This is a genomic window from Halomonas sp. BL6, from assembly GCF_006228115.1.
Taxonomy (GTDB): Bacteria; Pseudomonadota; Gammaproteobacteria; order Pseudomonadales; family Halomonadaceae; genus Vreelandella; species Vreelandella piezotolerans.
In genome coordinates, this window is record NZ_VDGL01000002.1 from 331,485 (window position 1) to 357,253 (window position 25,769).

The following is a 25,769-nucleotide window of genomic DNA, read 5'->3' on the forward strand; positions in this document are numbered from 1 at the left end:
GCACCGAGCTCACGCGCGGTTTACTGCGCTTGGCCACTGGCTTGGCACGACTTCCGAAACTGGCCGGGCGTGACGTCGAACAGTTGATAAAAACAGCTGCGAAAATGGGAGATACTGACGAAGCCCGTGGCCACCGCCACCTCGGCCACGGGCTTGTTGGTTTGCTGCAGCAGCTGCCGCGCGCGGGTCAAGCGAAGCTCCATGTAGTAGCGCGAGGGGCTGGCATCGACGTACGTGCAAAACATACGCTCTAACTGACGTCGCGAAATGTTGACCCAGTTGGCGATTTCGGCAATCGTCAGCGGCTCTTCGATATTGTTCTTCATGAGCTGCAAAGAGACTTTGAGCTTTTCGGGTAGGGTCGGGTTTTGGTCGACGTTGAGCGTCGAGATATCCGGCGAATCGAGCCCCTTGTCGCAACTCAACATCTCCTCCACCGCCGCGACCACGGCGTTGCCGCAGTCCGCGCGCACCACCTCGAGCATCATGCTCAGCGAACTGCTGGCACCGGCGCAGCTCAGCCGGTTGCGGTCCACGATGAAGCTACGGCTGGTCACGGCGACATCCCAAAACTGCTCGGCCATCATCGCCCGGCCATCCGGATGATAAGCGCACTGATAACCGCTCAGCAGTCCCGCCTCCGCCAGAAAATAGGCACCGTTCCACAGCCCACCCAGCACGATGCCCTGAGCATCAGCACTTCTCAGCCGGTTACGTAGCAGCGGCGTCGACTTGGGCTGCACGCGCAGCCCCCCGCAGACGATCAACACATCGACCGGCGGCGAGGCGCTATCGAACGCGTCGAGCGATAGGTCGGTGGCCACCTCGATGCCCAAGTCGGACATCGTGGCGCCCGACTCGCCGCCCACCACCACCACGTCGTACAGCGTGGCGGCTTTCATCAGGTTGGTGGTCACCAGCGCATCCACCGCACCGGTAAACGCCATCATCGAAAAGTGCTCCAACAGAACGAATGCGACGCGACGCGTGCCGTGGGGCGTATCACGCTCCTCGGAAGGCGTAATGTAGGGCAAATTCTTGCTCTTTAACGTGCTAGAGAACCGGTCTCGCATGTGCCCTCGGTGTTCATTGGCAGCCGTGGTTTTTCTCGAACGTCGTTCACGAAGGAGGGTCGATCGCGTCGAGCACTTCGTCTACCGACATCACCTCACCGCACCGGCTGGGGGCGTACCCCGGTAGTTGGCTAACGGCCTCCTGGAAAGGCGTACCGCGCAGCGTCTTCAAAAAGAGCTGAACGCGGGGCTCTTTCAAGGCGCGGTGGTGGCAGGCCAGCAGGTAATCCTCGGTGGCCAGCGGAAGGAAATCGAGCCCAAATTTTTGGGCGGCTGCCTCCACCCCAAAACCGACGTCGGCCATGCCGGCCGCCACGTAGGCGGCGACGGCGGAGTGGGTGTACTCCTCGATATCAAAGCCGCGAATCTGATGACTAGGCACGTGCGACTCTTCCAATAGGCAGTCTAGCAGCGAGCGTGTACCTGACGAGCGTTGACGATTCACGAAGCGAATGCCGCTCGCGTTCAGCGAGGTGATCGCGTCGATACCCAGCGGGTTTCCTGGGGCCACCATCAGTCCCTGGGTGCGGGCAATGAAGCCGATCACCCGATGCTGCTGAGGCTTGAGTAGACCGTCATACGTGGCCCGCACACGCTCACCGACCGACCCACGCGGCAGATGAAACCCTGCTACGTCGCACGCCCCCCGTTCGAGCGCGGCCAGCGACTCATGGGGGCTGCAGTACTGCAGGTCCAGCGGCAGCGCTTCCAGGTGCTTGGGCAACAGCTCCACCGCAAAGCCGTGGCTGGCGTGCAGCCGCAGCACCGACGAGGCTCCCTGGCAAAGCTGCTGAATGGTGAGGTTGAGCTCCGAGCCGAGACTCTCCAGCTGTGGCCCTAGACGAGCCATCGCGCGCTGTTCGGCCCACAGCAGTTTTTCGCCGAGCAGCGATAGCTTGGCACCGCGTCCCCGTTGGAGTTCCACGAGCGGCACGCCAAAAAAATCGTCGCCCTGACGCAATAAGTTCCAGGCATGCCGGTATGAGACACCCACCTCTGCGGCGGCTTTGGTTAACTTACCCCGTCGATAGACCGCGCCCAGCAGGCGAAGTAACTGTACGTCGAGCTGATGTCCCGCCTCGTCTCGAAAGCACCAGCTAGGAATGACGGAGATTTTTTTCATTGGCACAAACTTTCATATTTTTTAGCTCGTAACTTGATGCTAGCGTGAAATTAACCGTGATGCACGCGAAATGACCATTCAAATATAGGCAAAAACGTGCATATTTATAATCAACAATTTGCACCGGGGAGAGACATGATGAACGGGTCTCCAAAATGGTCGCTGCCGTCGATCCAAGCCGAGATCGATGCGCTCAAACACCTACCAGGCGCGCTGCTACCGATCCTCCACGCCTTGCAGGATCGCTTCGGCTTCGTGCCATCAGACGCCATTCCCCTGATCGCCGAGTCGCTGAAGACGACCCGCGCGGAGGTGCACGGCGTCATTACCTTTTATCACCATTTTCGCACCACGCCGCCAGGCCGCCACGTAGTACAGGTGTGCCGCGCCGAAGCCTGCCAGGCGGTGGGTGGGCGGGCGCTCGAAGTCCACGTTAAATCTCGCCTGGGGATCGATTACCACCAGACTACCCCGGATCGAGAGATCACCCTGGAAGCCGTTTACTGCCTGGGCAACTGCGCCTGCGGCCCGTCGGTCCGCGTGAACGACGAGGTACGCGGCCGCATCACGCCCGAGGCGTTCGATACCCTAATGGACGAGCTACAGACGCAGCCCCTGGAGATGATCTCATGAGCGTGCGCGTCTTCGTTCCCCGGGAAACCACCGCGCTGTCATTAGGTGCCGATACCATCGCGCGACGCCTGGAGCGCGACGCCGCCGCCCGGCACGAAGGCATCACCCTGGTACGCAACGGCTCGCGAGGGCTGTTCTGGCTCGAACCCATGATCGAGGTGGAGACCCCCAAAGGGCGCTTCGCCTACGGGCCGGTCACGCCTAGCGACGTCCCCGAGCTGCTCGATAGCGGCATGCTGGAAGGCTGCATTAGTCACCCGCTAGCGCTGGGGCCGGTCGACGAGATCGAGTACCTCGCCCGTCAGCAGCGCCTGACCTTTGCCCGTATCGGTATCACCGACCCGCTCTCCATCGACGACTATCAAGTCCACCGCGGTTTCGCCGGTTTGGAGGTCGCCTTGGCGCTGACGCCCCAGGCCATCGTCGATGAAGTGAAGGCCTCCGGGCTACGCGGGCGCGGCGGCGCGGCGTTTCCCACCGGCATCAAGTGGCAGACGGTGCTGGATGCCCCCGCCGACCAGAAGTACATCGTCTGCAACGCCGACGAGGGCGACTCCGGCACGTTCGCCGACCGGCTGGCCATGGAGTGCGACCCCTACATGCTCATCGAGGGCATGACCATCGCCGGGCTCGCCGTGGGCGCCACACAGGGCTATATCTACCTGCGCTCCGAGTACCCGCTGGCGAAAAAAGTGCTCGACGAGGCCATCGCCCGCGCCGAACGGGCGGGCTTCCTGGGTGACGACATTCGCCACAGCGGCCACACCTTCCACCTGGAAGTCCGCCTGGGGGCCGGTGCCTATATCTGCGGCGAGGAAACCTCGCTGCTCGAAAGCCTGGAGGGCAAGCGCGGTCTGGTACGCTTCAAGCCACCGCTGCCCGCCATCGAGGGGCTCTTCGGCCGCCCCACCGTAGTCAATAACGTTCTCTCCTTAGCAGCGGTGCCGTTCATTCTGGCCGAAGGGGGCGACGCCTATGCGAACTACGGCATGGGCCGTTCGAAGGGTACGCTGGCGCTTCAGCTAGCGGGTAACGTCAAGCGCGGCGGACTGGTGGAGCTGGCCTTTGGCACCACTTTGCGCACGCTGATGGAGGAGTTTGGTGGCGGCACGCTCACCGGTAAGCCGTTGCGCGCCGTCCAGGTAGGCGGCCCGCTATGCGCCTATCTGCCCGAGAGCCAATGGGACATGCCGCTGGATTATGAAACCTTCGCCGAGGTAGGCGCAGGCATTGGTCATGGCGGCGTGGTGATGTTCGACGACAGCGTCGACATGGCCGAGCAGGCGCGCTTCTCGATGGAGTTCTGCAAGGTGGAGTCCTGCGGCAAGTGCACCCCGTGCCGCATTGGCTCGACCCGTGGCGTGGAGGTGATCGACCGCATTCGCGCGGACGATGATCGTGAGGCCAACCTCGCGCTGCTCAGTGACCTTTGCGACACGATGGTGGATGGCTCGCTCTGCGCCATGGGCGGCATGACCCCCTTCCCGGTACAGAGCGCGTTGAAACACTTCCCCGGCGACTTCCAGCGCCCGGCGAATGGAGAGTACTCATGATCCAACATTTCGATCCCCGCCGTCAGGCCAACAGCGTCGACTTCAGCCGCGACTTCGGCACCCCCGCGCCAGCCCCCGGTGCGGCCAACGTCAACCTCGAGATCGACGGTGTCACGCTCAGCGTGCCGGAAGGCACCTCCGTACTGCGCGCCGCCGCCCTTGCCGATATCAGCATCCCCAAGCTCTGCGCCACCGACAATCTCGAGGCGTTTGGCTCTTGCCGCCTGTGCGCCGTCGAAATCGAAGGGCGTCGCGGCCTGCCCGCCTCCTGCACCACGCCAGTCGCGGAAGGCATGAAGGTAACGACGCAAAACGCGCGGCTCGCCAAGCTGCGCCGTAACGTGATGGAGCTCTACATCTCCGACCACCCGCTGGACTGCTTGACCTGCCCGGCCAATGGCGACTGCGAACTGCAGGACATGGCGGGTAGCGTCGGCCTGCGCGAGGTGCGCTACGGCTTCAGCGGCGAGAACCACCTGGAAGCGGTCAAGGACGAGTCCAACCCCTACTTCACCTTCGACCCGAGCAAGTGCATCGTCTGCTCGCGCTGTGTGCGCGCCTGTGACGAGGTGCAGGGCACCTTCGCGCTGACCATCGACGGCCGGGGCTTCGACTCCAAGGTGTCGGCGGGCCAGAACGACGCCTTCATGGACTCGGACTGCGTCTCCTGCGGCGCCTGCGTGCAGGCCTGTCCCACCGCCACGCTGATGGAGAAGAGCGTAATCGACCAGGGCGTGCCGGACAGAAGCGTGGTGACCACCTGCGCCTACTGCGGCGTGGGCTGCTCCTTCGAAGCGCAGATGAAGGGCGACAAGCTGATCCGCATGGTGCCCTACAAAGGCGGCGACGCCAATCACGGTCACTCCTGCGTCAAAGGGCGCTTCGCCTTCGGCTACGCCACGCACAAGGATCGCATCCGCGAGCCCATGATCCGTGACAGCATCGACCAGCCTTGGCGCAGCGTCTCCTGGGAGGAGGCCATCGGTTTCGCCGCCCGCCGCCTACAGGAGACCCAAGCGCGCTACGGTCGTGAAAGCATCGGGGGTATCACCTCTTCCCGCTGCACCAACGAAGAGACCTATTTGGTTCAGAAGCTGATCCGTGCGGCGTTCGGCAACAACAATACCGATACCTGCGCGCGGGTATGCCACTCGCCCACCGGCTACGGCCTGAAGACCACGCTGGGCGAGTCGGCCGGCACGCAAACCTTCGACTCGGTGATGAAGGCCGACGCGATCATCGTGATCGGCGCCAACCCCACCGACGCCCACCCGGTGTTCGCCTCGCAAATGCGCAAGCGCCTGCGCCAGGGCGCCAAGCTGATCGTCGCTGACCCGCGCCGTATCGATCTCTTGAAAACGCCGCACATGGGCGAGGCCCAGCACCTGCCGCTGCGCCCGGGCACCAACGTAGCGCTGGTCAACGCGCTGGCCCACGTGGTGATCAGCGAAGGCCTCGAAGACACGGCGTTCGTCGCCCGTCGCTGCGATAGCGAGGCGTACCAGAGCTGGCGCGCCTTCATCGAAGACCCGCGCCACTCGCCGGAAGCCAGCGAAAGCATCACCGGCGTGCCCGCCGAGGCCGTGCGCCAAGCGGCACGCACCTACGCCACCGCCGACAACGGCGCGATCTACTACGGCCTGGGCGTCACCGAGCACAGCCAGGGCTCGACCATGGTGATGGGCATCGCCAACCTCGCCATGGCCACCGGCAACATCGGCCGCGAAGGCGTGGGCGTGAATCCGCTGCGCGGCCAGAACAACGTGCAGGGCTCCTGCGACATGGGCTCTTTCCCCCACGAGTTGCCGGGCTACCAGCACGTCGCCGACCCCATCGCCCGTGGCCGCTTCGAGGCCGTGTGGGGCGTGAAGCTCGACGACGAACCGGGCCTGCGCATTCCCAACATGTTCGATGCCGCCATCGAAGGGAGCTTCAAGGCGCTCTACGTACAGGGCGAGGACATTGCCCAGTCCGATCCCAACACCCAGCACGTCGAGGCAGCGCTCTCGTCGCTGGACTGCCTGATCGTGCAGGATATCTTCCTCAACGAGACGGCCAAGTTCGCCCACGTACTGCTGCCGGGATCGAGCTTTTTAGAGAAGAACGGCACCTTCACCAACGCCGAGCGGCGCATCAACCGGGTACGTAAAGTGATGCCCGCCGTAGCCGGTATGGAAGATTGGCAAGTCACCCAGGCGCTGGCCAACGCCCTGGGCGACCCGATGCACTATACCCACCCCTCCGAGATCATGGATGAGATCGCGCAGCTCACCCCGAGTTTCGCGGGCGTTAGCTACGCCAAGCTGGAGGAGCACGGCAGCCTGCAGTGGCCATGTAACGCCGACTACCCGCTGGGCACGCCGACCATGCACGAGCATGAATTCCCCATTGGCCTGGGCCGCTTTGCGATCACCGAGTACGTGGCGACGGAAGAGCGCACCAACCGCCGCTTCCCGCTGCTACTCACCACTGGCCGCATTCTCAGCCAGTACAACGTGGGCGCCCAGACCCGGCGCACCGACAACCAGTACTGGCACGACGAGGATGTGCTGGAGCTACACCCGTCTGACGCCGAGGTACGCGGCGTGCGCGACGGCGACTGGCTGGGTATTACCAGCCGCTCAGGCCAGACGGTACTGCGCGCCCGACTCAGCGAACGTATGCAGCCCGGAGTCGTCTATACGACCTTCCACCATCCAGGTAGCGGGGCGAACGTGATCACCACGGACAACTCGGACTGGGCCACCAACTGCCCCGAATACAAAGTGACCGCCGTGCAGGTAGAAAAAGTCAGCCAGCCATCGGCTTGGCAACAGCGTTTCAACGCCTTCGATCAGGCCCAGCGCGACCATTTGGCCAAGGCGCACCAGGAGGCGCCATGAGCGCAGCGGACACCCGCCATGCCTCGGCTTCGGCCGAGGCCGCGCTCATGCGCCTGCCGGTGGAGGAGCGCCGCGGCAGCAACGGCTGGCATGCCGACACCCACGAGGATGGCCTGGCCCTGGAGCAGCCGGTCGCGCTGGTCTACAACGGAATTTCGCACGCGGTGATGATGGCCAGCCCGACGGATTTGGAGGCGTTCGCGCTGGGGTTCAGCCTGACCGAAGGCATTCTGCACAGCGCCGACGAGTGCTACGACCTAGAGGTTCACGAAGCTCCAGGCGGTTTGGCCATTCACCTCACCATCGCCAGCCAGCGAATGGCCGAGCTCAAGCAGCGACGGCGCAGCCTGACGGGGCGGACCGGCTGCGGGCTGTGCGGCACCGAAGCGCTGGAGCAGGCCATCCGCCCGATCCCAGCAGTCACCGCGCCGTCGCTGAGCGACGCCGCCATCCAGCGCGCGCTTCAGGAGCTGTTCGCCCACCAGCCGCTCCAGGCCGTGACGGGCGCCAGCCACGGCGCGGCCTGGTGCGATCTTCAGGGGCGCGTCCAGTGGCTCTGCGAGGACGTGGGTCGCCATAACGCCCTCGACAAACTGGTTGGCACTTTAGCGCGCGAGAACGCGCCTTTGGCCAGCGGCTTCGTACTGGTCACCAGCCGTGCCAGCTACGAGATGGTCCATAAATGCGCCAGCGTGGGCATCGGTGCCCTGGTGGCCGTCTCGGCGGCGACGTCGCTGGCCGTTGAGCAGGCCCAAACCGCAGGGCTCTTTCTGGCAGGCTTTGCACGGCCCGGCCGCCACCTGATCTACCATCGCCCCGCCACGGCGGCGGTGGCCCACGGCTAAGGAGCCACATCATGTCGTCGAATCACACCACGCAACTAATCAGCATGACCAACCAAATCGCCGCTAACCTAGGCGGCGGTCGCGATGAAGAGGCCGCCGCCGCAGCCACCTGCCGCCACCTGGAAACCTTCTGGGCACGGTCGATGAAGCAGCGCCTGGTCGCCACCCTGGAGCACGACGATACCGAGCTCTCTCCACTAGCGAAACGTGCCGTCGTTCTACTCAGTGAGCGGCTCGCCGAGCGCCAGGCGGGGTAGTAAATCGGGCGCGCAGATACAAACGGGGGTGGCCAGTCGACCACCCCCGTTTGCATCGTCATGATGGGACAGATCAAGCCTCAGCCAAATTATGCCCGGTCTGGCCTGCGTCGAACGCCAGTACGTTATCGAACGCATCGCCAAAATAGAGCTCGTAGCTATCTTTCTCTACATAGCCCAGGTGAGGCGTGGCCAGAAAGTTGGGCAGCGCCAGCAGCGTATGTTCCACCACCGGTTCTTCATCGAACACATCCACGGCGGCCATGCCAGGGCGACCCGCTTTCAGCGCTGCTTCCAACGCGCCCGCCTCCACTAACGGCGCGCGGCTGGTATTCACCAGCACGGCGGTTGGCTTCATGCTGGCCAAATTCGCGGCCGTGACGATGCCGCGGGTTTCCGGGTTCAAGCGCAGGTGCAGGCTGAGCACATCGCTGCGCTGGAAGAAATCCTCTTGCGAGGCCGCGACCTCAAGCCCCGCCGCAGCGGCCCGCTGGCGGGTGCCTTCACGTCCCCATACCAACACGTTCATCTCGAACGCCTGGCCGTAGCGGGCGACCAACTGACCAATTTTGCCGTAGCCAAATACGCCCAGCGTGCGCCCTTTCAAGCCAGTGCCCAGGGTCCGCTGCCAGCGGCCTGCCTTGAGGTTTGCCATCTCTTCGGGAATGCGTCGCATGGCCGAGAGCACCAGCCCCCAGGTCAGCTCGGCCGCCGCAAAGGGCGAGCCGGTACCGGCCAGTACCACCACACCGTGCTCGCGGCAGGCGGCCATGTCCACATGGGCCGCGCCGCCGCCGGTTTGGCTGATCAGCTTGAGCTTGGGTAGCCGCGCCAGCAACGACGCGGTGATCGGCGTGCGCTCGCGAATCAGCACTAGCGCGTCGGCGTCTTGAAAGCGCTCGACCAGCGCGTCTTCCTCGCTGACGGTGTCGTTGTAAATGGTGACCCGGTGCCCCGCCAGCTTGGCGAAGGCATCGAGTTCACGCACGCAATCCTGGTAATCATCGGGAATGACGATGTGCATCAAAGCGGCTCCTTGCTCGGTGAACGCGCTAAAGAGCGATCCCCTTTAGCGGAATGGCTGAAAAACCGCTGCCAGGCGAAGATGCCGACGATGACGGCAATACCTACGACGTCCGTCATGACCTGACCGTTGATCAGCATCAGCGCGGCAAACAGCAGCAAACCGCGCTCTATCCAGGAGCAGGGGCGGGCAAAGTAGCCGATCGTCGAGGCCGCCAAGGCGATGATGCCCAGCACTCCCGAGGCCACCGCCATGGCGATGTCCAGCTTGGAGCCCTGCCCGAGCAGCGGTGGATGGTAGATAAACATAAACGGAATCAGGAAACCGCCCAAGGAAATTTTCGTCGCTGTCAGTGCCGTACGGAACCAGTGGGATCCCGCAATCGCCCCGCCAATGTAGGCCGCCAGCGCCACCGGAGGCGTCACACCCGACAAAATTGCAAAGTAGAGAATGAAGAGGTGAGCAGAGAGGCTCGGCAAGCCCGCCTCGACGAACGCAGCGGCGACCACTGACGCCGCCAGCATATAGGCGGCCACGGTGGGCAAGCCCATACCGAGAATGATGGCCACCACCATCGCTAGTAGTAGTGTGACCAGCACGTCACCGCCGCTCACCATCAAAATCAGCGAGGAGACTTTCAACCCTAGCCCGGTGATGCTGATCACCGCCGCAATGATCGCTACGCTGCCGATGATGACCGCAATCATCGCCGCGGTCATTGCCCCAGCTTCCAACGCGGCCGGTAGCGATTTCACCCGCTCCCAGAGCGTGCCTTGGCTGCGCGGCGACACCAGGTATAGCCCCATGGCGGTGAAGTAAGCCGCCACGGCGGCGGTAGTGGGCGTGTAGCGCAGCACCAGCATGGTAATCAGTACCACTAGCGGCAGCAGCAGGGTTTCGACATTGAAAAGCCCCTCCCGCAGCGTCGGGCGCTGGTCTTTCGGAATCGGGTTCAACCCCAGGCGTTTGGCTTCGAAGTGAACGCTCATCCAAATGGCAAGGTAGAACAACAGCGCAGGAATCAGCGCGGCGCTGATGATATCCAAATAGCTCGTGGAGATGACATCGGCCATCACGAACGCCGCGGCGCCCATGATCGGCGGTAGGATTTGCCCACCCGTCGAGGCAGAGGCCTCCGTGGCGGCCGCAAAGCGCGCGCTGTAGCCGTTTTTCTTCATCAGCGGAATGGTGAATACGCCGGTAGTGGCGACGTTGGCGGCGGTACTGCCGCTGATGCTGCCGAACATCGCGCTACACAGCGTAGCGGCTTTGGCAGGGCCACCTGCCATACCGCCCGTCGCGGCATTGGAGAGACGCATGAAGGTGTCACCGCCACCGGTGGTGACCAAAAGCGCGCCAAACATGATGAACACGACAATGACGGTGGATGAGGTGCGCATCAGACTGCCGAAAATGCCGGTCGGCCCTAAATAGAAGGTGGCAACGAGGTCATCCCAGCGGAACCCACCGTGCCCCCAGACGCCGGGCAGATGTTGCCCAAAGGCGGCATAGGCCAACGCAATCAACACCAAAATGGGGAACGCGAGGCCAATCGCCCGACGGCAGGCTTCCAGCAACAGTAGAATCGCGCTCACGCCGAAGACAAGATCCAGCGTCGTGGGCATTAAGTAGCCCAGCTGATAAATGATGCGATCAAAGTGATAAACGTAATAGGCGCTGATCACCACGCTCAATAAAATCGGAATGACATCGAACCACGGAATGCGCTGGGTATCCCGCACGCGGCAGTGGTACGCCAGAAAGATCAACGGCAGCGCAAACAGCAAATGCACCGCATTTTGGGTGTTCACCGGCCCAGTGACGGCGGTATAGAGGTGGAAAATGGCCATTGCCACCGCCGCCGTGCGGGCCACCATAAACCAGGCGCCGGTAAGCTGCCGCTTGCCTGCATCCTCCTGGTATTTTTCGACGACTGATACTTTTGCGGTTTCCATGGGGAACTCCCGCGCCGCCTATCAAGGGGAGGCTAGGCGGCGCGTCAGGCTAGTAGCAAACCACCCCGCCCGTAAAGGAGCGGGGTGCATGGGCGGGTTACTGCGCTTCAGGTGGAATGATGTCGGCGGGGATCTCCAGCCCTAATTCCTGGTAGTAGCGCAGCGCGCCAGCATGCAGCGGGAAGGTGGCCGTATCGACCACGGTTTGAGGATCGACGCTGCCCGCAGGTTTGAAGGAAGCAGCCACTTCGTCGTGATTTTCCCAGTAGGCTTTGGTGAGTTCATACACGGTGTCGGCATCGAGGTCGGTGGTGGCCGCAATGCCCATGTAAATGCCCAGCGACTGCGCTTCGCTCATGCCGGTGTAGGTGTCGGCCGGCACGATGGCGGGCGACAGGAAGGGCAGCTCAGTGGTCACCGTCGATACTTGCTCATCGGTGAGTGACAGCAGCTGTAGCGGCCGCGAGGAGTGCACTTCGGTGAACAGCGGAATGGGCGGTACGCCGTTATAGCTAAAGCCCACTAAACGACCATCGGTGACCCCTTCCGCCGCATCGTTGACGCGCATGCGCTGGAAATCGGGCTCGATGCCTAGGATGCCGAACACCTGCTCGGTGATGTACTCGCCACCCCCGCCGATGCTGCTGGGGTTGAAGCGCTCACCGTTGAGGTCTTCGAAGGTCTCGATGCCACTGTCCTGACGAACGGCCCAGTGCATGGTCGAAGGCGCAATCCAGTACACCAAGCGCACATCGGGGTTGGGCATATCGGCAAAGCGGCCTTCTCCGTTGTACTGCTCGTAACCCACTAGCGCCTCGGTGAAGGCCAGATCCAGTTCACCGTTGGTGAGGCGAATGGCGTTTTCGCGGGTGCCGCCGGTTTCCCGCACGGTAATTTCGTAGGGCGTGTTGGCGCTGATCACCCGTGCGCCTTCAGAAATACCAAAGAACCATCCCGTGCCCGTCGGCACCGAACCCATGTTGAGTGCCGTTTGCGCTTGGGCAGTCGCAGCGGTCAGCGCGCTGACGGCTAGCAGAGAAGCAGGAAGTACGTGGCGTAATTTTAGCGTCATCATTGTTATGTCCTCAAAGCGTCGGGAAGCATGTTGTGATGTTGTGTGCTGTGGGAGGCCTGGACTGCACCTCTCCCGAGAACCGAGTCAGCAAGGGGAGTCGCTTAACGGTGACTAAAGTGATACCGCCAATCCAGAGAGCTGTACATTGGTCATTGATGAACCTGCCTTCTCCAAACGCGAAAGCAGCGCCGCCAACGTGGCGTCAAAGCGTCGTTGCAGCGCCGTTGGCGGCCTGAGTCAAATGCTCCACCAGCACTCGCGCCGCCATGGAAAGCCGGTCTAAATCTTTGACATAAATACTCAGCTTGCGCCGTGCCCAGTCGTCCTCGATCGGTAACACGGTCACGTTGAGCCCATCCACGTACTGACGAATCGCCCCACGAGGCAGCACGCCGACGCCTAGCCCCGCCTGAACCATCAGGCAGAGCGCATCGTAGCTGGTCACCTGAATACGAATACGTAGCGTTTTGTTGGCTAGGCTGGCCGCCCGCATGATCTCTAAGTTAATTGCGCTGGCGGTGTGTAGACCCACGTGGGGGTAGTCCAAACATTCTTGAAAAAACACCCTCTCCCGCGTGGCCAACGGGTGATGCTGGGGCACCACCAGCACCAAATCATCGACATGGTAGGGGAACTCGATCAGGTCATAGCCGTGTAGCATCTGCGCGCAGACCCCGATGTCGGCGTTGTTGTTCATCACTTCACGGGTGATGATCGGGCTGACCTTCTCTTCCAACTGCACGCCAATATCCGGATGCCGCTCGAAAAAGGCACGCATTTCATGGGGCAGGTATTGGGTGATCGCCGACATATTGGCGAAGACCCGCACGATGCCTCGCTGGCCGCTGGCGTAATCGCGCATCTGCAGGTCGAGGTCTTCTAAGTTGTGCAGAACGCCTCGGGAAAGATTGAGCAGTGCGCTGCCCGCAGGCGTTAGCTCGATGCCCCGGTTATTGCGCTTGAGCAACGGCGTATTGAAGTACGCCTCCAGCTCGCTCAGGCGCTTACTCACCGCAGAGGTCGCCATGAACGATGCATCCGCCGCGCCAGTGATGGTGCCCAGCTCGGCCACTTTCACGAACAGCTTGAGCGAGGTGGGATCGAGTTTCATGAGAGCTGCCGCGCCAAGTCGATAAAATCTTCTGCGACCAGATCAAAGCAGGGGTCGACGCTCAAGTCCGGCGTGGAATCGGGCCCAAACTCTAACGGGCGCTTCACGAAGGCGGTGCGCATACCCTCCCGGTGAGCGGCCTGTAAATCGTCTTGATGGGCGGCGACCATCAATATTTGCGACGGCTTCAGGTCGAGGAGATGGGCCGCCATGTGGTACACCTCCGGGTCGCGTTTATAGTGCCCGGCAAGCTCCGAGGAGAGCACGCAGTCCCAGGGTAGCCCCGCATGGCGCGCCATGTTCACTAGCAGCGAGATATTACCGTTGGAGAGCGTGGCCAAAATATAGCGCTGCTTGAGCTGCGTTAGACCGTCCACGCTGTCTGGCCAGGGCGTCAAGCGGTGCCACACGCGGTTGAGATGCGCTTTTTCGGCGTCATCCAACTGCTCGGCAATATCAAAGGCGACCAGCAGACGGTCGAGGGTCATGCGGTGCAGGTCATCCAATTTGGTCCAGGGCAGCTCGCCTTGGCGGACACGGTTCATCGCGGGGGCGTAGCCTGCCCGCCACTCATCGGCAAACCGCGCCCAGTCGATAGTCAGCCCTTTGGCCTGGTTCAACCGTTCGCCTTCGCGGATGACGCTACCGCGCCAATCCACCACCGTACCGAACACATCGAAAGTGAGCGCTTTAATCTCGTGGGCAATGCCTGTTGTTGTCATGGAGTCTCTCCGATGGCGCCTGTGGAAGTGAGCAAGTGATCGACCAAGTGGCGAGCCACTACGGGCAGCGCTGCGTAGTGGCGCATACCGATCACCAGCTCGCGGGTGGCCCAGTCGTCGGCCAGCGGTATCATGCGCAGCTTGAGATCGTTCAAATCGCGGTACAGCGTGCGCTGCGGCAATACGCCGATGCCCATCCCGTAATGAATCATGCGGCAAATGGCATCGAAGCTGCGCACCTGTATACGCATGCGCAGGGTGCGTCCCGCTTGGCTCGCTTGCTCGTGGAGCAGGGATTGCAGCGAGGCATCCTGCTGCAAACCGACAAAGTCGTACTCAGCGGCCTGATGTAAATAGAGTTTGTCATGCACCGCCAGCGGATGGTCGTGGGGAGTCACCAGCACCAGCTGATCGCGCCGGTAAGGACGCACTTCCAGCTCGTCGGCAGCGACGTGGCTGGCGAAGATGCCAATATCCGCCACGCCATCGCGTACGGCGGTAATCGCCTCGCTGCTGGTGCGCTCCTGCAAATCGATTTTGATTTGCGGGTACTCCATGGCAAAGGCGCTCAAGTCTTGCGGCAAAAACGCAATGATGGCCGAGGTATTGGAGTGAATGCGCACATGCCCCCGCACCCCTTCCCCATACTCGCTCAGTTCCGCCTGTAGCCGTGCCACGTCTTCCAAAATACGTCGGGCGTGGTGTAGAAATGCGCGCCCCGCCGGGGTCAGCTCCACGCCGCGGGGGCGGCGATAGAGAAGCTCGGTGCCCACCAGCGTTTCTAAATCGCTCACCCGCTTGCTCACGGCCGCCAGCGCCAAGTGTTCGCGCTCGGCAGCGGCGGTCAAACGCCCTTCGTCGGCAATAGCGACGAACAGCCTTAGCGTTACAAAATCGAATCGCAGCATCACGTTTACCACGTCGTTATGGGGTAGGCCGTACCGGTCGCCTGCGAAAGGGTTCGTCGCTGGCGAACGTCTAGTTCCTGATTGCCTAATTGTGATGCTCAGCAGGCTCACAGATGCTTGAGGAACAACAAGGCATACAGACACGCTGACGCGACGGCTCAGCATTACCAGGAGCGTTCATTATGACCACCCGCCAGCTTCCTCTCGATGGCCTTAAAGTCGTAGAGCTTGGCCAGCTCATCGCCGGGCCGTTCGCCACCAAGCTGTTGGGCGAATTTGGCGCCGACGTGATCAAAATCGAGCCGCCCGGCACCGGCGATCCCCTTCGCAAATGGCGTATTCTCGAAGAGGGCACCTCGCTGTGGTGGCATGTGCAAAGCCGTACCAAGCGCTCGGTCACGCTGGATCTGCGCAGCGAAGAGGGGCAAGAGATGGTGCGCCGCTTGGCCGCCGAGGCCGATGTCATTGTCGAAAACTTTCGCCCGGGCACGCTAGAGGGTTGGGGGCTGGGGTATGAGGCCCTCTCCACGATCAATCCTAAACTGATTATGGTGCGCGTATCCGGATTTGGCCAAACCGGCCCCTACCGCAACAAGCCAGGCTTTGGGGTCATTGGTGAAGCCATGGGCGGGCTGCGCTATTTAACTGGCCACGCGGGTGAGCCGTCGGTACGCGTAGGCGTGAGCATTGGCGATTCGCTCTCGGCACTTTACGCGGTCATTGGCACGCTGCTGGCCCTACAAGAGCGCCAGCGCAGCGGCCTAGGGCAAGAGATCGATGTCGCTCTGTACGAATCCGTGTTCGCCATGATGGAGAGCCTGCTGCCGGAGTTCGATGCCACCGGCCAGGTGCGGGAACCGAGCGGCAGCGCGCTGCCCGGCATTACCCCCTCCAACGCCTACCGTACCTGCGAAGGCGAGTATGTGCTGATTGCCGGTAATGGCGACAGCATCTTCAAGCGTTTGATGGGCGTGATTGGCCGTGACGACCTCGCCAACCATCCTGCCATGGCCCACAACGATGGCCGCAGCCAGCACGCCAACGAGATCGACGCGGCCATCGAAGCCTGGACCCAGACCCGCCGCCGCGACGATATTCTCAGCGCCTTGGACGACGCCCGCGTACCGGCGGGCTTCCCCTACACCGCCGCCGATATCGCCAACGACCCCCACTACCTCGCCCGGGAGATGATTCAAACCGTCACCCGCGCCGATGGCCGCCCGCTCAAGGTACCGGGCGTACTGCCCAAACTCAGTGCCACGCCCGGCAGGCTGGGGCAAGGCGGGCCGTCGCTCGGCGCGCATACCGATGACGTACTCGACGAGCTGGGCATCGATGCCGCCACCCGCGACAAGCTACGCCAAGCGGGCATCATCTAAGTGGAGACCCCCATGACGACGTTACAAATCAACGAAGTGGCCCCGCGTGATGGCTTTCAGAGCGAAGAGCGCTTCATCCCTACCGAGCAGAAAATTGCGCTGATCGATGCCCTCACCGCCACCGGCATTGCGCGTATCGAAGCGACGTCTTTCGTTTCGCCCAAAGCCATTCCCAACCTGCGCGATGCCGCCGACGTGGTGAGCGCCATCCAGCGCCGCGAGGGCGTGGACGTGACCGTGCTGGTGCCCAATCTCAAAGGGGCCGAGCAGGCAATGGCGTGTGGCGTGGACGAGATCAACCTAGTCATGTCGGCCAGCAACGCCCACGGCCGCGCCAACCTGCGCATGACCCCGGAAGAGTCGCTGACACAGTTCGGCGCCATCCTTCAGGCGGTGCGCGGTAGCGGCGTCTTCATCAACGCTTCGCTCTCCACCACCTTTGGCTGCCCGTTCGAGGGGCACGTGCCCGAGGCACGCGTGTTCTCCCTCGTCGAGCAGCAGCTAGCGCTGGGCGTCGAGGGCGTCACGCTGTGCGATACCACCGGCGTGGCAAACCCCGCCCAGGTAGAGGCGCTTTGCCGCCAAGTGCTCGAACGCTTTCCCGGCGTGCCGTTTACGCTGCATTTTCACAACACCCGCGGCATGGGGCTGGCCAACGCCTTAGCGGCGTGGCAAGCGGGCATTACCCGGTTCGATGCCTCGCTGGGCGGCTTGGGCGGCTGCCCGTTTGCCCCTGGTGCCACGGGCAATGTTTGCACCGAAGACCTCGTGCATATGTTCGAGCAAATGGACGTTGCCACCGGCGTGAATTTGCCTGCCTTGCTGGACATATCCGCCACGCTACCGGCATTGATTGGCCATGAAACGCCCGGACAAGTGGTGAAAGCCGGCAGCGCAGATCGTCGTTACGCCCTGCCTTGAATACGTTTTTCCCCTACCTCCTCTGAGCTTTCGATAACAACGACAATCGGATAACTGACCATGACCTCAACCTCCTCTGCTCAACCGTTAAATCTTGCCCAGCAACTGCTCCAACGCCATCTCGTCAGCGGTGAGCTAACCCCGGGCAGTGAAATTGCCCTTCGCATCGACCAAGCCCTGCTGCAAGACGTGCTAGGCACGCTGGTCATGTTAGAACTAGAAGCCATGGGGCTCGATCGTGTGCATACCGAGCCCAGCGTGCAGTACATCGACCACGGCTTGGTGCAGGCCGATAACCTGAACGCCGAAACTTACTTGTTTTTGAAAAGCGCCTGCGAGCGCTTTGGCGTGTGGTATTCAGGCCCCGGTAACGGCATTAGCCACCCGGTGCATATGGAAAACTTTGGCGTGCCGGGCCAATCCATCGTCGGTTGCGACAGCCACACCACGGCGGCGGGTGCGCTCGGGATGCTGGCGATTGGTGCGGGCGGCATCGAAGTAGCCATGGCGATGGCCGGCGAACCGCTGTATGTCACCATGCCGAAAATTTGGGGCATCAAACTGGAAGGCCAATTGCCCGATTGGGTCTCGGCGAAGGACATCGTGCTGGAACTTTTGCGACGCCACGGCGTGGCGGGTGGCAAAAACACCATGATCGAGTATTACGGACCGGGGCTTGCGCATCTTTCTGCCATGGACCGCCATGTATTGGCCAACATGGGCACCGAAATGGGCGCCACGGCCACGGTCTTCCCCAGTGACGAAGAGACCCGGCGCTTTTTAGCCTCCCGAGGCCGGGAAGCCGACTGGGTGGCGCTGGCCGCCGAACCCGGCTGCCACTACGACCTGCACGAAACGCTCGACCTCAGCCAGTTGGAGCCCATGATTGCGCTACCTTCTAGCCCCGATAACGTCGTCACCGTGCGCGAGGCAGCAGGCCAGCCGCTGCATCAGGCCTACATCGGGTCGTCGGGCAACCCGGGGTTTCGAGATTTTGCCGTGGTGGCCGAGATTGTACGCGGCAAGCAGGTGGCCGACGGAGTTTCGCTCGATATCAATCCCTCTTCCCGCCAGGTGCTGACCTCGCTCATCGAGCAGGGTTACCTGGCCGACCTGGTCGCCAGCGGCGCTCGGCTGCACCAGGCGGGCTGTAATGGCTGTATCGGGATGGGCCAAGCACCCGCCGTGGGGCTCAACAGTCTGCGTACCGTGCCGCGCAATTTTCCCGGGCGCTCCGGCACGCGGGAAGACAGCGTGTTCTTGTGCAGCCCTGAAACGGCGGCGGCCTCGGCCATCCAGGGTGTCATCACCGACCCGCGAACCCTCGACATGCCTTACCCCCGCCCCCAGGAGCCCGTCCAGGTCAAGGTGGACCGTGACATGTTCAAGGCTCCGCTTCCCCTTGAAGAAGCCCGGTTGAAAGCGCTGCAGAAAACCGACAACACCCCCGCGCTGCCAGAACTCAGCCCGCTGCCCCATCGTCTCGACATTCCCGTCCTGCTGGTCACGGGAGACAATATCTCCACCGACGACATCATGCCCGCCGGACAGCGGGTGCTGCCGTATTGGAGCAGCGTGTATGCGTCGGCGCCGTTCACGTTCGAGGCGGTCGACCCGACCTACGCCGAGCGCGCAGACAGCACCCGCACCCAGGGCGGGCACGCAATTATTGGCGGGGCGAATTACGGGCAAGGCTCCAGCCGCGAGAATGCCGCACTGGTGCCACGCTATTTGGGGCTACAGGTGGTGGTCGCGAAGAGTTTTGCGCGGATTCACTGGCAAAACCTGATCTGCTTCGGGGCTCTACCACTGACGTTTACCCGCGAGCAAGACAATGCCCTACCCGCAGAGGGCGACCGCTTGGTGATCGAAGATCTCTATGAGCAACTGGAGTGCGGGGACACGCTGACCGCGCATGTCCCCGGTAAAGGCGAGCTGACGCTACATCATGGTCTCAGCCCCCGCCAGCGGGAGCTGATCGCGCAAGGTGGCGTGATCAACCACCTGCGCCAGCGTCACGCTTAGAACTCTTCCCAGTCGTCTGCGCTATGCTCGGCAGACGACGGCTTGGCGGCCAGGGCTGGACGCTTGAGCTCCTGGCCCGCCCCCGTGCCGTTGGCGCCGCTGGCGGGCAACGCTTGGCGCGCCCCGCTGCGTGACGGCGCTGAGGCGCTGTCTTCTCCTAGCACGAACGAGTTGATCAGTTCGTTCAGGTGCTCGGCGTGGCGGCGCATGTCCGCTGCGGCGGTGGTGGCCTCTTGCACCATGGCGGCGTTTTGCTGCGTCATGGTGTCCATCTCGGCCACGGCGGTGTTGATCTGACCAATGCCACTGCTCTGCTCTTTGGCCCCCGCGCTGATTTCACCGATCACGTCAGTGACCTTCGAGACGCTTTCGACGATGTCACGCATGGTGGCCCCTGCACTGCGGACCAGCTCCGCACCGGTGTGGGTGTGCTGTACGGATGCATCGATCAGCTCGCGGATCTCTTTCGACGCGTTACTGGAGCGACTGGCTAGCGTGCGAACCTCCTGAGCCACCACCGCAAACCCACGACCGTGCTCCCCTGCGCGGGCGGCTTCGACCGAGGCATTAAGCGCCAGAATATTGGTCTGGAAGGCAATCGCGTCGATCATCGTGATGATGTCACTGATACGCGAGGCGGAGTCGTTGATATCGCGCATGGTGCGCTCGACCTGCCCCATGGCCTCTTCGCCTTGGTGCGCCACTTCGGCGGTGGACTGCACTAACTTGTTGGCCTGCTGGGCATTATCGGCGCTGTGGTTCACGGTGGACGTGATCTCTTCCATGGAAGCCGAGGTTTCTTGCAAGTTGGCCGCTGCCTGCTCGGTGCGCGTCGCCAGTTCTTCCGAGCTGTGGGAAATGTCGCCCGCCGAGTGGTAGACGCTTACGGTGCTGCGGCGTACGTCGCGCAGGGTATCCTGCATGCGGCCAGCAAAGGCGTTGAACTGGACAGCGAGATTCCCCACTTCGTCGTTGCTCTCTATGGTAAGACGACGGGTTAGGTCACCACGACCCTGGGCAATATCAAGCATGGCATCAGCAGCGCGTTTAATCGGGCCTACCAAACGACGAACGAAAGCATACGTCAGCATGGCTATCGCGATGAACAAGGCAGCCGCCATCAGGACAGTGATCCCGATAGAGTCACGTAAATCGCTCATTGCCCGTGTTTCGATCTCGGCCAAGGCGTTTTCCATATCCACCACATAGACCCCCGCACCGATCAGCCAATCCCACTTTTCGAGGCGCCCCACGAACGAGTGCTTCGTTTCCATGGCTTGCGTGCCGGGGTGATCCCATACGTAGCTATAATAACCACCTCCGCTACGAGCAAGCTCGATGATGTCACGAATCAAATAGGTGCCATCGGGCGTTTGCGCATCGATCATATTGGTTCCCTCTCGCTCTGGAGCGGGTGCCGTGACGATATTGTTACCGTCGAAGTCATAAATGAAGAGATAGTTGTTATCTTCAAACCGCATAGCACGGATGATACTGGCCACTTCTTGTTTCGCCGCTTCATCGTTAGGCCCTGCTGCCTCATAGATCGGGGCAATGGCCGTCATGGCCACTTGGACAATGTCTTGGACGGCTGCTCGGCGCTCTTCGATCAACATGTTGCGCTGTTCGGCCAACATCTCCTGAGTATCTTGCGTGCGGCTATACGCATCAAACGACACCAGCGCAACGGTGACCAGCAGCAAAGGAAGCAGCACCAACATCAGTACTTTGGTTTGCAGACTCGAACGGCGCTTTTTCAGCGTGGAGGGGGGATTACTCGTCATGACGTTTCTTCCAATGGAGTCGTGGTCAGATATTTGAATTTTTGTAAATTCATTATCGACCTACTTGCCATCAGCTTTAGCTTGGGATGCGTTTTTTAGTTTATGGACAGTAAATTAGCGTATGAACAGCCGTTTCATAACATGGGTTAAGGTTATCGATCGATTATCGGTTCATGGTGTCGAAGTGGTGGCCAGGGACGGCCCGTTTTGGCGCGGTGCCAGCCACGAAACAACGCTGCCCAGCACCGGGTTTCCCGGGCTGGGCAGCTTTTTTATGCGTCTTTTATGCGTCGAGCGTCGTGAGCAGTTAGGCCGTGGCCACCTGCGGGCGTCGCTCCTCCAGCATGCCTTTATCGAGAATGAAGCGAATGATCTCTTCGAGGCCCACGCCGTCGTAGAGATTGGTGAACACGAACGGCCGCTCGCCGCGCATTTTCTTCGAGTCGCGCTCCATCACCTCCAGCGAGGCGTGTACCTGCTCGGCGATGTCGATCTTGTTGATGATCAGAAGGTCCGATTTGGTGATGCCCGGGCCCCCTTTGCGGGGAATCTTATCGCCAGCGGACACATCGATGACGTAGAGCGTCAGGTCGGAAAGCTCGGGGCTAAAGGTAGCAGAGAGGTTATCCCCGCCGGATTCGACCAGCACCAGCTCCAACTTAGGATGACGGGCGTGTAACTCATCGATGGCCGCCAAGTTCATGGAGGCATCTTCCCGAATCGCCGTGTGCGGGCAGCCGCCGGTTTCGACACCGAGAATGCGGTCGGCGGGCAGCGCATCGTGCTTGAGCAGGAAATCGGCGTCTTCGCGGGTATAGATATCGTTGGTGACCACGGCGATATCGTAGTGGTCGCGCAGTGCCGAGCAGAGTTGCTTGAGCAGGGCGGTTTTGCCGGAGCCGACCGGGCCACCCACGCCAACGCGTAAACAGTGAGTCATGATGTTTCTCCTAATGGATAACGCCCGCTAACTTCGAAACAGGCGGGAGTATTGGGTTTCGTGTAGAGCGCTGGCGAGCGCGACGCCTGGCAGAGCGGGGCCAAGCTCGTCATCGTCGAGTTGATGCGCTTGGTCGACCGCCGTCACCAGCTCTCCCCGTAACCGTTCGATGATGCGTTGCGCCGCCGTATGGCCCAGCGGTAATGCCTTACAGGCCACCGCAAGCTGGTTTTCCAGCCACGCCCAGCCAAACCCCAGCAGCGCTTGACGCACCGGAATGCCACGCTGGTAGGCCGCCCAGGCAAACAGCGTGACATAGCCTGCCTGAGGCGGCAGCAAGGGCGTGAGTGAGTCTTCACTAGGCAGCCGTTCATGTTGGGGTAACAGGTCGAGACTACCCAGCAGCCGCTTGAGCGAGGCGCCAAGGCGGCTATCTTCGGCGGCGAGTTCGGCGGTTTCACGGGTAGCGGCCAGCCAGTCATCCCATTCGGCAACGGCGGTGCCATCCTGCTGTTCGAAAGCGCGATGTAGCCGCTCGATCACGGGCAGCTCGCAGCGGCTCAAGCCATCGTCCAGCACGCCGGAGAGCCACTCGGCTAGGCTCTGCTCGTCACTCACCCAGCCCAGCTCAAAGGCGCTCTCCAGCCCTTGCGAGAAGGCAAAGGCACCGATGGGCAGCGCGGGGCTAACGAGCTGCATCAGCCCGAGCAGCGCGAGGTCGGATGGCGGCTCAGTGGGCATGGTGGTGGTGCACATGGTCGTGGTCGTGGTCGTGGTCGTGGGAATGAGCGTGGTGATGACTGTGCGAATGCCCACCACCCACTTGATTATAGGCGCCGGGTTCGGGGTCGAAGGTGGCGTTGTGGTGCTCGAGCGTCGCGCCTAGCAGCTCGGCCAGCTCTTCGAGGACGTGGTCGGGTGGAAAACGTACCCAGCCGCCCTGCTCGTCTTCACCCAGTGCCAGCTGCACATGGCGATTGCCGAGGTGGTACGCCAGCCGGGCCAGGGGTAAGCCAGTACTCACTCGCGCGGTCACTACAGGCTCGATCGCGGCGCACACGCGGACGACCTCCCCATTGTCGGCCTTCAGGCCATCGCCATCGCGCAATACCGGGCCGCGATCCAGAAACAACCCCAGCTCGCGGCCGCTATCGCTCTCGGCTTTCAAGCGGCCACGAATGCGCAGCTCGAAGGGCAGTGTCAGCGTGTCGCTGGCGGTGCTTTCGTCTATCGGCCCTAAGCGCTCAATTAATTTCAGCATGCTCTCATCCTTTCTCGATCCTTGAAGGCTGAGCCGGGGGTAGGCCGTAGAGAGGGTCTTTTGCCATGGATGGCAAAAGTAGCGTACAGGGACGTATTTACAGCGCCCTCTCGTAGGCCTACCCCCGGCGCCCCGGGCAACAACTCAATCAAAACAAGTGATACCGCTGCGCCAGCGGCAGTTCGTTGGCGGGCTCGCAGGTGAGCAGTTCGCCGTCGCAGCGCACTTCGTAAGTTTGCGGGTCGACGGTGAGCTCTGGGCAGGCGTCGTTGAGCTTCATGTCCTTTTTACGCACGCCGCGCACGTTCTTGCAGGCGGACAACGTGCTTTGTAGGCCAAGCCGCTCCTGGATGCCCGCATCGATGGCGGCCTGGCTGACGAAGTTGAGCCTTACCTGACTGGCCGCGCGGCCAAAGGTGCCGAACATGGGGCGGTAGTGCACCGGCTGCGGTGTAGGAATCGAGGCGTTGGGGTCGCCCATGGGTGCAGCCGCAATCATGCCGCCTTTCAAAATCAGCGATGGCTTCACGCCGAAGAACGCGGGCTTCCACAGCACCAAATCCGCCAGTTTACCTACCTCAATCGAGCCCACTTCATGGGCGATGCCGTGGGTAATCGCAGGGTTGATGGTGTACTTGGCAATGTAACGCTTGGCGCGCAGGTTATCGGCCCCCATCGCCTCGTCTTCCGGCAGCAGGCCGCGCTGCACCTTCATTTTGTGCGCCGTTTGCCAGGTGCGGCAGACGACTTCGCCCACCCGGCCCATGGCCTGGGAGTCGGAAGCGATCATCGAGATCACGCCCAGGTCGTGCAGGATATCCTCGGCGGCGATGGTTTCGCGACGAATACGTGAATCGGCAAAGGCCACGTCTTCGGGAATATTGGGGTCCAGGTGGTGGCACACCATGAGCATATCCAAGTGCTCGTCGATGGTGTTCACCGTGTAGGGACGTGTGGGGTTGGTGGAGGACGGAAGCACATACTCCTTGGAGCAGGCGGTGAGAATGTCCGGGGCGTGACCGCCGCCTGCGCCTTCGGTGTGGTAGGTGTGGATGCCGCGCTCTTTGAAGGCCGCCAGGGTGTCTTCCACGAAGCCGGATTCGTTGAGCGTATCGGTGTGGATGGCGATCTGCACGTCGTACTTTTCCGCCACGCTCAGGCAGTTATCGATAGAGGCCGGGGTAGTCCCCCAGTCTTCGTGGAGTTTGAGGCCCATGGCACCGGCTTCCAACTGCGCTTCGAGCCCCTCCGGCAGGCTAGCGTTGCCCTTGCCGAGCAGGCCGATGTTCATGGGCAGATCGTCCACTGCTTGCAGCATCTTGCCAATGTGCCACTCGCCGGGGGTGCAGGTGGTGGCGTTGGAGCCGGTGGCGGGGCCGGTGCCGCCGCCGAGCATGGTGGTGACGCCGCTCATCAGCGCTTCTTCCACCTGCTGGGGGCAGATGAAGTGGATATGCGCGTCGATGCCGCCTGCAGTGAGAATTTTGCCTTCGCCCGCGATCACTTCGGTGCCAGGCCCGATCACGATCTCAACATCGGGCTGGGTGTCGGGGTTGCCGGCTTTGCCGATGGCGGCGATGCGGCCGTTTTGCAGCCCCACATCGGCTTTGACGATGCCCCACCAGTCCAGAATCAGCGCGTTGGTGATCACGGTGTCCATCACCGAGGCATCCTGGCGCTGGCTTTGGCCCATGCCATCGCGGATCACCTTGCCGCCGCCGAACTTCACTTCTTCACCGTAGTGGGTGGCGTCTTTTTCGACTTGGATCCAGAGTTCGGTGTCGCCTAGGCGCACGCGGTCGCCTACCGTGGGGCCGTACATATCGGCGTAGGCTTGCCGACTGATCTTGTTTACCGATTTCATATTTGCCTCTGCCTCAAGCGTTGAGTCCAGTGCTGGGCGGTCATCGGCTGTGTGAACAGTCACCCAGCCGATGCCCGCCCTACCGACGGTTGTTCTTTATTAATCCGTTGGCTAATCGAGCGGCCCCATCACATCGCCACGGAAGCCGTAGATTTCCCGCTTGCCGACGAACGGTATCAGCGTGACGTCGCGGGTTTGGCCAGGTTCGAAGCGGATGGCGGTGCCGGCGGCGACGTCCAACCGGTAGCCACGGGTCTTGTCGCGGTCGAACACCAGCGCCGGGTTGGCCTCGGCAAAGTGGTAGTGGGACCCCAGCTGAATGGGGCGGTCGCCGGTGTTGGCCACCTCGACGGTGATGCGTTCTCGGCCCGCGCACAGCTCGATATCACCTTCTTGCAACTGATACTCACCGGGAATCATGGCGCTCTCCTAGC

22 protein-coding genes are annotated in these 25,769 nt (G+C 62.0%); 8 read left to right on the forward strand and 14 right to left on the reverse strand.

Annotated elements, in window-relative coordinates; translation table 11 throughout:
• Positions 1-20: 20 nt before the first annotated feature.
• Positions 21-1,034: a GlxA family transcriptional regulator gene (locus FHJ80_RS05090; protein ID WP_231125647.1), complete on the reverse strand. Its 1,014-nt coding sequence runs from the start codon at positions 1,032-1,034 to the stop codon at positions 21-23.
• Positions 1,035-1,119: 85 nt separating this feature from the next.
• Positions 1,120-2,196: a substrate-binding domain-containing protein gene (locus FHJ80_RS05095; RefSeq protein ID WP_139525941.1), complete on the reverse strand. Its 1,077-nt coding sequence runs from the start codon at positions 2,194-2,196 to the stop codon at positions 1,120-1,122.
• A 138-nt stretch (positions 2,197-2,334) separates the two neighbouring features.
• Here FHJ80_RS05095 and FHJ80_RS05100 point away from each other — a divergent pair, with 138 nt between their 5' ends.
• From FHJ80_RS05100 to FHJ80_RS05120, 5 genes are read left to right on the forward strand one after another with little or no spacing between them, the layout of a single operon-like run.
• Positions 2,335-2,829, forward strand: coding sequence for a formate dehydrogenase subunit gamma (locus FHJ80_RS05100; protein ID WP_139526236.1), 495 nt, complete (start codon positions 2,335-2,337; stop codon positions 2,827-2,829).
• Positions 2,826-4,382 (forward strand): NADH-quinone oxidoreductase subunit NuoF, encoded by a 1,557-nt coding sequence (locus tag FHJ80_RS05105; RefSeq protein WP_139525942.1) that lies wholly within the window; start codon positions 2,826-2,828, stop codon positions 4,380-4,382. The genes FHJ80_RS05100 and FHJ80_RS05105 overlap by 4 nt, the downstream gene beginning before the upstream one ends.
• Positions 4,379-7,264 (forward strand): formate dehydrogenase subunit alpha, encoded by a 2,886-nt coding sequence (gene fdhF / locus FHJ80_RS05110; RefSeq protein ID WP_139525943.1) that lies wholly within the window; start codon positions 4,379-4,381, stop codon positions 7,262-7,264. The genes FHJ80_RS05105 and fdhF overlap by 4 nt, the downstream gene beginning before the upstream one ends.
• A complete protein-coding gene (fdhD, locus tag FHJ80_RS05115) occupies positions 7,189-8,109 on the forward strand; it encodes a formate dehydrogenase accessory sulfurtransferase FdhD (protein WP_231125646.1) in 921 nt (306 codons plus the stop codon). The genes fdhF and fdhD overlap by 76 nt, the downstream gene beginning before the upstream one ends.
• 11 nt (positions 8,110-8,120) lie before the next feature.
• The gene (locus FHJ80_RS05120; RefSeq protein WP_139525944.1) at positions 8,121-8,366 is read left to right on the forward strand and encodes a formate dehydrogenase subunit delta; all 246 of its coding nucleotides are present in this window, start codon (positions 8,121-8,123) and stop codon (positions 8,364-8,366) included.
• A 73-nt stretch (positions 8,367-8,439) separates the two neighbouring features.
• On the opposite strand, the gene FHJ80_RS05125 is transcribed toward FHJ80_RS05120, so the two are convergent.
• The 6 genes from FHJ80_RS05125 to FHJ80_RS05150 all read right to left on the reverse strand — a co-directional run bounded on the left by FHJ80_RS05125 (position 8,440) and on the right by FHJ80_RS05150 (position 15,161).
• Positions 8,440-9,390 (reverse strand): D-2-hydroxyacid dehydrogenase family protein, encoded by a 951-nt coding sequence (locus FHJ80_RS05125; protein ID WP_139525945.1) that lies wholly within the window; start codon positions 9,388-9,390, stop codon positions 8,440-8,442.
• Complete coding sequence (locus FHJ80_RS05130; protein WP_139525946.1) at positions 9,390-11,345, reverse strand: TRAP transporter fused permease subunit; 1,956 nt, start codon at positions 11,343-11,345, stop codon at positions 9,390-9,392. The genes FHJ80_RS05125 and FHJ80_RS05130 overlap by 1 nt, the downstream gene beginning before the upstream one ends.
• A gap of 97 nt (positions 11,346-11,442) precedes the next feature.
• Complete coding sequence (locus tag FHJ80_RS05135) at positions 11,443-12,420, reverse strand: TAXI family TRAP transporter solute-binding subunit (RefSeq protein ID WP_139525947.1); 978 nt, start codon at positions 12,418-12,420, stop codon at positions 11,443-11,445.
• Between the two features lie 202 nt (positions 12,421-12,622).
• Positions 12,623-13,531, reverse strand: a complete 909-nt coding sequence (locus FHJ80_RS05140) for a LysR family transcriptional regulator (RefSeq protein ID WP_139525948.1) — start codon at positions 13,529-13,531, stop codon at positions 12,623-12,625.
• The gene (locus tag FHJ80_RS05145) at positions 13,528-14,253 is read right to left on the reverse strand and encodes a haloacid dehalogenase type II (protein ID WP_139525949.1); all 726 of its coding nucleotides are present in this window, start codon (positions 14,251-14,253) and stop codon (positions 13,528-13,530) included. Before FHJ80_RS05145 ends, FHJ80_RS05140 begins: the two co-directional genes overlap by 4 nt.
• The gene (locus FHJ80_RS05150; protein WP_139525950.1) at positions 14,250-15,161 is read right to left on the reverse strand and encodes a LysR family transcriptional regulator; all 912 of its coding nucleotides are present in this window, start codon (positions 15,159-15,161) and stop codon (positions 14,250-14,252) included. The genes FHJ80_RS05145 and FHJ80_RS05150 overlap by 4 nt, the downstream gene beginning before the upstream one ends.
• A gap of 182 nt (positions 15,162-15,343) precedes the next feature.
• On the opposite strand from FHJ80_RS05150, the gene FHJ80_RS05155 reads away from it, so the two are divergent.
• The 3 genes from FHJ80_RS05155 to FHJ80_RS05165 are packed head-to-tail and all read left to right on the forward strand — an operon-like array spanning position 15,344 to position 19,486.
• Positions 15,344-16,540 carry a CaiB/BaiF CoA-transferase family protein gene (locus tag FHJ80_RS05155; protein ID WP_139525951.1) on the forward strand — a complete coding sequence of 399 codons (1,197 nt, stop codon included), beginning with the start codon at positions 15,344-15,346 and terminating at the stop codon, positions 16,538-16,540.
• Positions 16,541-16,552: 12 nt separating this feature from the next.
• Entirely contained in the window at positions 16,553-17,461 is a 909-nt protein-coding gene (locus tag FHJ80_RS05160; protein WP_139525952.1) for a hydroxymethylglutaryl-CoA lyase, read from the forward strand.
• 60 nt (positions 17,462-17,521) lie between these two features.
• On the forward strand, positions 17,522-19,486 hold the full coding sequence (locus FHJ80_RS05165; RefSeq protein ID WP_139525953.1) for an aconitate hydratase: 1,965 nt from the start codon (positions 17,522-17,524) through the stop codon (positions 19,484-19,486).
• Here FHJ80_RS05165 and FHJ80_RS05170 read toward each other — a convergent pair.
• The 6 genes from FHJ80_RS05170 to FHJ80_RS05195 form a co-directional block, all read right to left on the reverse strand.
• Positions 19,483-21,270 carry a methyl-accepting chemotaxis protein gene (locus FHJ80_RS05170; protein WP_139525954.1) on the reverse strand — a complete coding sequence of 596 codons (1,788 nt, stop codon included), beginning with the start codon at positions 21,268-21,270 and terminating at the stop codon, positions 19,483-19,485. The two genes, FHJ80_RS05165 and FHJ80_RS05170, sit on opposite strands and share 4 nt — an antisense overlap.
• 307 nt (positions 21,271-21,577) lie before the next feature.
• A complete protein-coding gene (gene ureG / locus FHJ80_RS05175; protein ID WP_139525955.1) occupies positions 21,578-22,210 on the reverse strand; it encodes an urease accessory protein UreG in 633 nt (210 codons plus the stop codon).
• 27 nt (positions 22,211-22,237) lie between these two features.
• A complete protein-coding gene (locus tag FHJ80_RS05180; RefSeq protein WP_139526238.1) occupies positions 22,238-22,951 on the reverse strand; it encodes an urease accessory protein UreF in 714 nt (237 codons plus the stop codon).
• Positions 22,941-23,471 carry an urease accessory protein UreE gene (gene ureE / locus FHJ80_RS05185; protein ID WP_139525956.1) on the reverse strand — a complete coding sequence of 177 codons (531 nt, stop codon included), beginning with the start codon at positions 23,469-23,471 and terminating at the stop codon, positions 22,941-22,943. Before ureE ends, FHJ80_RS05180 begins: the two co-directional genes overlap by 11 nt.
• Positions 23,472-23,619: 148 nt before the next feature.
• On the reverse strand, positions 23,620-25,335 hold the full coding sequence (gene ureC / locus FHJ80_RS05190; protein WP_139525957.1) for an urease subunit alpha: 1,716 nt from the start codon (positions 25,333-25,335) through the stop codon (positions 23,620-23,622).
• Positions 25,336-25,446: 111 nt separating this feature from the next.
• A complete protein-coding gene (locus tag FHJ80_RS05195; protein ID WP_139525958.1) occupies positions 25,447-25,755 on the reverse strand; it encodes an urease subunit beta in 309 nt (102 codons plus the stop codon).
• Positions 25,756-25,769: the final 14 nt, after the last annotated feature.